Annotated in this window: 6 protein-coding genes; all 6 read left to right on the top strand. The window is 27.4% G+C overall.

Annotation, left to right across the window (positions count from 1 at the left end):
• A partial coding sequence (locus ACRDDY_RS08500; protein ID WP_438564523.1) for a ferritin-like domain-containing protein occupies nt 1-467 on the top strand: 467 nt, incomplete at its 5' end.
• A 132-nt stretch (nt 468-599) separates the two neighbouring features.
• Nucleotides 600-962, top strand: a complete 363-nt coding sequence (locus ACRDDY_RS08495; RefSeq protein WP_438564522.1) for a DUF1540 domain-containing protein — start codon at nt 600-602, stop codon at nt 960-962.
• Between the two features lie 127 nt (nt 963-1089).
• On the top strand, nt 1090-3006 hold the full coding sequence (locus ACRDDY_RS08490; RefSeq protein ID WP_438564521.1) for an FUSC family protein: 1917 nt from the start codon (nt 1090-1092) through the stop codon (nt 3004-3006).
• A 61-nt stretch (nt 3007-3067) separates the two neighbouring features.
• Complete coding sequence (gene rlmD / locus ACRDDY_RS08485) at nt 3068-4453, top strand: 23S rRNA (uracil(1939)-C(5))-methyltransferase RlmD (protein WP_438564520.1); 1386 nt, start codon at nt 3068-3070, stop codon at nt 4451-4453.
• Nucleotides 4454-4710: 257 nt separating this feature from the next.
• Entirely contained in the window at nt 4711-6654 is a 1944-nt protein-coding gene (locus tag ACRDDY_RS08480) for an FUSC family protein (RefSeq protein WP_438564519.1), read from the top strand.
• A gap of 269 nt (nt 6655-6923) precedes the next feature.
• Entirely contained in the window at nt 6924-7475 is a 552-nt protein-coding gene (locus tag ACRDDY_RS08475; RefSeq protein WP_438564518.1) for a hypothetical protein, read from the top strand.
• Nucleotides 7476-7717 lie beyond the last annotated feature (242 nt).

Raw genomic sequence — 7717 nt, 5'->3', positions numbered from 1 at the left:
GTGTTGGAGCTGATAAATTCAAAGAAATGGAAGGAGACATGGCTTGGGCTGATGAGCATAGAATCGGAGTAGCACAAGGTGTTGACGAAAGAGTAATTGAAGGATTAAGAGCTAACTTTATGGGAGAATGTACTGAAGTAGGAATGTACTTAGCTATGTCAAGACAAGCTGATAGAGAAGGACATCCAGAAGTTGCTGAAGCTTATAAAAGAATAGCTTTCGAAGAAGCTGAGCATGCTGCTAAATTTGCAGAAATGTTAGGTGAAGTTGTAGTTGCTGATACAAAAGCAAACTTACAAGCTAGAGTTGACGCTGAGTTTGGTGCATGTCAAGGTAAAAAAGATTTAGCAACACTTGCTAAACAATTAAACTTAGATGCAATTCATGACACAGTTCACGAAATGTGTAAAGATGAAGCTAGACACGGAAGAGCTTTCAAAGGATTATTAGATAGATACTTTGCATAGAATATTGCAAAAAATATATGGACTACACAGAAATGTGTAGTCTTTTTTTTATCATTAATTAAAGTTTAGGCATATAAAATATATTAAGGGGAAAAATAAAACAAATGCTTTAATTAGAAAGGAGTGATTTCTTTGACAACTTTAGGGTGTAGCGTACAAAAATGTGTAAATAATGAAGGGGGATTTTGTGGAGCTAATAGTATACTTATAAGTGGGGCTGGTGCTTATACAAGTCATCAGACCCAATGTGAAAATTATGAACCAGAAACTATATTGAATGCATTTAAGGCAATTCCAAATACTAATTTTTTAGGGGAGTTAGCCCAAATTGTATCTACAAGAGATGAGATAAAAATTACACCTGAGGTAGTATGTACAGCAGAAAATTGTTTGTACAATGATGAGGGAATGTGTGGGGCAACTAATATTATAATTATAGAAAATAATATAAATAGAAAAAGAAATCAATGTGAAACTTTTATAGAAGGAAGATAATTTAAAGGGTATAGATTAAATTTTTAGTCTATACCCTTTAAATTAATTGAACTTTATATGAATAAGTAATTATTTTAAGGCAGTAGATGGATTTTTAAACTAAAATATGATGTGAGGGAGGGGACATATGAAAATTTTTAAAGGAAGAGAATTAGTTTTAAGAACTATAGTATATATTTTAGCGGCAATAGTTTTTTTTGGATTATGGAGAATTTTAGGACCAGGAAAAGCATTTATAGGTGCAACTATTGCAAAAGGTTCATTAGTTTTAATGAATACTGATTTAACAGGAAATAAGATAAGAAGCACTATTACATTTTTAATTATATTTGTTTATATAGGATTATTTTCATATATTGCATCATTAAATATTTATCTAGGATTAGTTGTAAACTTTGTTTCTATATTTATTATAGCCTACAATTTTACATCAAATATAAAGCAATGGATATGGAGACCATTTGTTTTAGGATATTTATATCTTTTAATAGAGCCAGGGACTTTTAGAGAGTTACCAACAAGACTTATAGTTCTAGCTCTTGGAGCATTATTTTTAATGTTTACTCAGCTTATTGTAAATAAGAATAAGTTTAAGAAGAAGATGAATGAGAATTTAAATGAGCTATTAGATAAAATAAATATGAAGATTGATATTATTTTAGAAGGAAAAGAAGTCTTAGATAATAGTTTTAAGGTAAGTGAAAACGTAAATCAGATAGTAGACTCTATTTATAAGAAAAGGATAGATCCATTTTTTATAACTAAAGAGGATAATGAGATGTTAGATTTAACGCTTTATATAGAAAGATTGAATTATTTATTGAAAGAGATAAATATTGATTTACATAATGATATAGAAATTGAGTTTATGAAAGATTTAAAAGTATTAATATTAGGAATAAAGGATGCTAAAAATAGAAATGAGAAAAATGCAGAGATAATAGACTTAATTAATAAATTCATAGAAGAAAATAAGAATAAAAGTGACTATTATATATATGAAGTATTACAAAACTTATTTATGTTAAAAGAGAATTTAGATAGAAAAGATTATAGTAAAAAAGATATCTTATTTAATAGAAGACTTAGAAAAGAAATTACATCTGTCTTCAATTTTAAAATAAGCAGAAAATCTTTAAGATTCTCCTTTGCATTTAGAGCAGCATTTTTACTAGCAGTATCTTATTTTATAGTTAGTTTAATAAAGGTGGAAGAAGGAAAGTGGATAGTATTTACCATATATGCAGTTATAGAACCATTTTTTGAGGATTCTAAGAAGAGATTTCCAAAAAGATTTACAGGTACAGTTTTAGGGATAATAGTGTTTGTTGCAATATATCTTTTTGTTAGTAATGTATTTATAGAGGGAATTTTATTTATAGGATTATATTATCTTTATGTTATAAGTAAGGACTTTCAAACTAAGACTATGTGTACTGCCGCTGTAAGTTTAGGATTATTTTCAATAGCAACAGAAACTCCAGGGAGAGGAGTATTACTTAGGATTTCATTTGTAGTTCTTGGTATAATTATAGGATATTTAGGAACAAAATATATTTTCCCATATGATATAAAAAAAGCACTTAAAAATCTAATAAGAAATTATAATCAGTTAAGTAATGAGATTTTAGACTTTTCAATAGGAGAAAGTAAAAATATATATTATTATAAATTGCTTGGTGAAAAAATGAGTATATCAAAGCTTTATGAAAGTAAGATCATAAGTAATAATGCTATTATTAAGGATAAAGATATAGATAAATTTGTTTATAATCAAAGGATTTTAAACAATACAATTTATTTTACAATTTTCTTCTTTAAAGAGGAGAATGTAAAGATAAATATTTTAGACAAAGTAAACTATGATATTAGAGGAAAAGGCGAAGAAGAAGTTTTAATTAAAGTAAAAAATGAGTTTAAAGAAAAATTCCTTGAAATACATGATAATAAAGAAAAATTAGCTTTTTTAAATATGCAAAGAATAGTTGTAAGATTGAAAGAATCAGAAAAGCTTACTAAAAAGGTACTAGAAAAAGAATGGTAGGGAAAAAAGTGAGGAGGTGTGATATAATTAAACGAAAATAAATTAAGAAAAGGTGAAATGAATGGTAGATAAGAATAAAGAATATACTTTAGATATAATTTCACAAGGGTATGAAGGTGAAGGAATAGCAAAAATAGATGGCTACCCAATATTTGTTGAAGGTGCCTTAAAAGGTGAAAAAGCAAATGTTAGAATTGTAAAAACTAAGAAGAATTATGCTTATGGAAAGCTTGTAGATATAGAGAAAAAGGCAGAGGGACGTATAGAGCCTGAATGTAAATATTATAAAAGATGTGGTGGATGTAAGATTCAACATATGGATTATAAGACACAGTTAGATTTTAAATACGAAAGAGTAAAAGACTGTATTAATAAAATTGGAGGACTTTCAGAGGAGATTGTATTATATCCTTTAGGAATGAAAGATGCTCCATATAGATATAGAAATAAGGTTCAGCTTCCAGTTGGAACTGTAAACGGAGAGCTTAAAATTGGATTCTATGCAGAAAGAAGCCATGATATTATAGATATAGAAAGTTGCCTTATTCAAGATGAAAAAGCAGATAAGGTTAGAGAAATCTTAAAAACTTGGATGCTTAAATATGGCATAAGACCAGCCTTTAAAGATTCAAAGTTTGATAAAAAAGGTTTAATACGTCATATAATGATAAGAACTGGATTTAAAACTGGTGAAGTGATGGTAGTTCTTGTAGGAACTAAAAAAGAGATACCTCATTTAGAAGAGTTTACAGAAGAAATAAAAAGTAATATAGAAGGAATAAAGAGTATAGTTTTAAATATAAACAAAGAAGAAACTAATGTTATATTAGGGCTAGAATGTATTACGTTATATGGAACAGATAACATACAAGACTACATAGGGGACTTTAAATTTAATATAAGCCCACTATCATTTTTCCAAGTAAATCCAATACAGACAGAAGTGTTATATAACAAAGCTTTAGAATATGCAAACTTAAAAGGGGAAGAAATAGTATTTGATGCTTATTGTGGTACTGGAAGCATAACATTATTTTTATCACAAAAAGCTAAAAAGGTATATGGTGTAGAAATAATAGAACCAGCAATAATAAATGCAAGAGAAAATGCCAAACTAAACAATGTAGAAAATACAGAATTCTTTGTAGGAAAATCAGAAGAAGTAATACCAGAACTTATAGAAAAAGGCATAAAAGCAGATGTAATAGTAGTAGATCCACCAAGAAAAGGATGCGATATAAAGTTACTAGAATCAATAGGGAAAGTAAAACCAGAGAGAATAGTATACGTATCATGTGACCCATCAACACTTGGAAGAGATCTAAAAATACTAGAACAGCAAGGATACAAAACAGAAAAAGTTCAGCCAGTAGATATGTTTCCACATACTGCACATGTTGAGAACGTAGCTTTACTTGCCAAGGAACGAAGTGACGAAGGGAAGTAATTAGCACGTTCCATGCAAGGATTCACCAAGAAATCGAACGAAGTGAAGATTGATTGGAATGAATCTACTGCTGAGAACGTAGCTTTATTAATTAAGAATTAAAGTAAAGATGAAGAAGCAGGAGAAGGTCTTGCTTCTTTTTATTTTGTGGTTTAAGTGTTTTATTGAAGTGTTCTTTAAATGTTTATAGTTTTAATATAGAATATATAAAAGTTTAAAGTATACTTCTTAGTACGACTATTTTTTAGGAGGATAAAATGAAGAAATTAAATGGGAAAATTATATTCAGTAAATTTATCTCAGGGACCTTTGTATTCTTATTGGCAACGGTTTTTGCGGTGGGATTTAAATTATTGTTTGGAGAAAACAATACATATGTAGGAATAACATCTTATATTGCAATGCTTATGTACTTAGGACGGGACTTAACTACTAATATTATAGGAAATACAATGAAATTTATATTAATAAATCTTTGTATGGGAATTGTAATTTTTATAGGTAGCTATAATTTATGGGTTGCGATACCTTTAAATTTCATTTTAATGCTAGGGGTTGGATATATTACTTGTAATGAACTTAGGACACCAACATATGTACCATTTATGTTACAGTTTGTATTATTAATAGCATTTCCAGTACCACATAGTCAAGAGGGAATGAGATTACTTGCTTTAGTATTTGGTGCAATAACAATTATGATACCTCAATTATTATTAAATAGAAATAGAGTTAAGAAAAATTCAGTGAAGATATTTATAAACATAAATAAATCAATAAAACAAAAAACTTTATTAATTAAAGAGGGAAAAGATGTAGGGGCTATTAATGAACAAATAAATGGGATGTTTAGAAGCTTAAAATATCTTATTTTTGATAGTCGTGAGAAAAACTTTTACATATCGAAAGAAGGAGAGGGAAGTTTAAGTTTAGTTACAGCATTAGAAAAGCTAAATATAACTTTGTCTTATCCTGAGGTAGTGAATAATAATATTACTGATTTTATTTTAAAGTACTTTGATAAATTAAATGAATTATTAGAAGGTAAGATGTTAGTAGATGAATTTGAAGTTCAGGTAGAGAAATTTATAGAAGATAACAAAGAATGTTTAATGGAAGGAAAAAAACTACAAATAATAAATAGCTTATTATTAATTAATGCAGCATTATTAGATGAAAAGAAACATTCAATTAATTTAAAAGAAAATATAAATACGACTAGGGAAAGATTTAAAGTTTCTAGAAAGCTAGCGAAAGATACAAGAAGTCCATTAGGAATTAGTTATGCAGTTAGAGTGGCTATTGGAATGACAATAACATGTTTTTTAACACAGTACTTCCATTTGGAAGAGGGGACATGGATGATGTTTACTATATTCTCTTTAGTAAACCCAATATATGAAACTACTAAGTATAAGACTAAAGATAGGATGATATCAACTTTAATTGGAGCTGTTATAGTAATAATACTATTGAGTATATTTAAAACAGGACCAGAGAGAACAGCTATATTAATGATAGTTGGATATATAATGTGCTATACAAAACAGTATAAGTATAATATACTCCTTGCAACAATATGTATAGTAACTCTTGCAACAGGAACAGGAAGTGTATATGATTTTGCATTCCAAAGAATAATATTTGTTATTATTGGAATGATTATAGCTATAATTTTAAATACATTTGTTTTAAGATGTGATTTAAAATCTTTAAATGGTAGACTTAAACAAAAATATCAAAGAACTATTTATCAAATGATAGAATGTATTTATAATATGGCTAAAAAAGCAGAAGATAGAGAGTTTGGAATACAAAATTTATTTTTAACATGTTCAGCTATTGATAAAGCAATGAGAGATAATTTTGGAGTTGCAGGTATTCAATTTAAAGAGCAAATAAAATTAAATAGCCATATTTTAGTTTCAGATATTTATATACTATATACAGAACTTGAAAAACATATAGATAACGAAGATTATAGAAACTTTGTTATAGATTCATTAGAAAAGATGAAGACGTTAGAGAAAAATACAGACGCTATAGATGAACTTAAGGAAGAGGTAGAGGATAGTAAATCTATGGATATTAAACTAGCATATGCAAATATCCTAGAAATGTTTGAAAAGTTTAAAATACTTATAGATAACAAAGAAAATGAAAATATGGAAAACTTATTAGAAGATAAGCAAACAGCATAATTTAGAAGAAGCAAGATTAAGTTCTTGCTTCTTTTTTTAATGTTGTGAAAAATTCTATTTATTTTTATGTAGCCATTTTTACTAGAGTGTAAAAGTAGAAGTAATACCAATATAAAAGAATAAATAGTAAAATTCTAGATTTTATAGAATTTATAAGTAGAATGGAAATAAAAGAAACTATTAACTCTAACTTATAAAAATATCCATAAAAATTAAACCTTTCTATAGTATTATAAAAATAATATAAGGGAATAGAAAGGAAATGAAAAATGGAAAATAAAACAAAAGATGAAAAAGAACTTGAGGAATTAGCGGTAGGAAAAAAGGTCTTTAAATGGTTAGGAATAATAATTTTAATACTAATAATAGTGTTTATAGGAGTAAAAGTATATAAGTACTATAAATTACCACCACTACAGAGAGAGTTTCCAGGAGTAATATCAATGACAGAAGAAACAAGTCCTGCAGCAGAAATAAAAGGAGTATCTACGGATAAGTATATTCTAGTATTGTATAAACATATAACTCCAAAAGAAATTTTCAATATAGCAAAAAAAATAGGAGATAAAAATACATTAGAGCCAGTTGTATTTAAAGAAAATAAAAATTCAAAAAAAGGATATGTATTTGCTACTGTTCCAAATTATAAGGATACAATTGTGCAATATGGGGAGTTCGATAATACAGGAATAGAGTTATCAAACAATGTAGACTATACAATACAGATGTTAACAAATGGCAATGTTAAAAAAGTTGGATATAATCAAAGTTGGAAGGATACAATGAGTTATAAAGAAGTTCAAGATAGTTCAAATAATTAAAAAGAGTAAAAGCACTAGAGAAATCTAAGTGCTTTTTTTAATGGAAAGGAGAGGAGGAAATTAAATAAAGCAATTGCAGATAGTGCAAATAATGTAAATGAGAATGCTCTGACTGGTATAGCTTCATGAAGTGATGTAAATTCGAAATAATTTCTAGATTTTATAGAATTTATAAGTAGAATGGAAATAAAAGAAACTATTAACTCTAACTTATAAAAATATCCATAAAAATTAAACCTTTC

This window comes from Clostridium sp., from assembly GCF_051656525.1.
Classification (GTDB): domain Bacteria; phylum Bacillota; class Clostridia; order Clostridiales; family Clostridiaceae; genus Clostridium.
Note: the sequence above shows the minus strand (reverse complement) of the source record. Positions and strands in the feature narration are given on the sequence as shown.

What these genes read in the sequence shown, in the direction of transcription:
- ACRDDY_RS08490 (WP_438564521.1), top strand. Translation starts at nt 1,090, where the DNA reads ATGAAAATTTTTAAAGGAAGAGAATTAGTTTTAAGAACTATAGTATAT.
- ACRDDY_RS08480 (WP_438564519.1), top strand. Translation starts at nt 4,711, where the DNA reads ATGAAGAAATTAAATGGGAAAATTATATTCAGTAAATTTATCTCAGGG.
- rlmD (WP_438564520.1), top strand. Translation starts at nt 3,068, where the DNA reads ATGGTAGATAAGAATAAAGAATATACTTTAGATATAATTTCACAAGGG.
- ACRDDY_RS08475 (WP_438564518.1), top strand. Translation starts at nt 6,924, where the DNA reads ATGGAAAATAAAACAAAAGATGAAAAAGAACTTGAGGAATTAGCGGTA.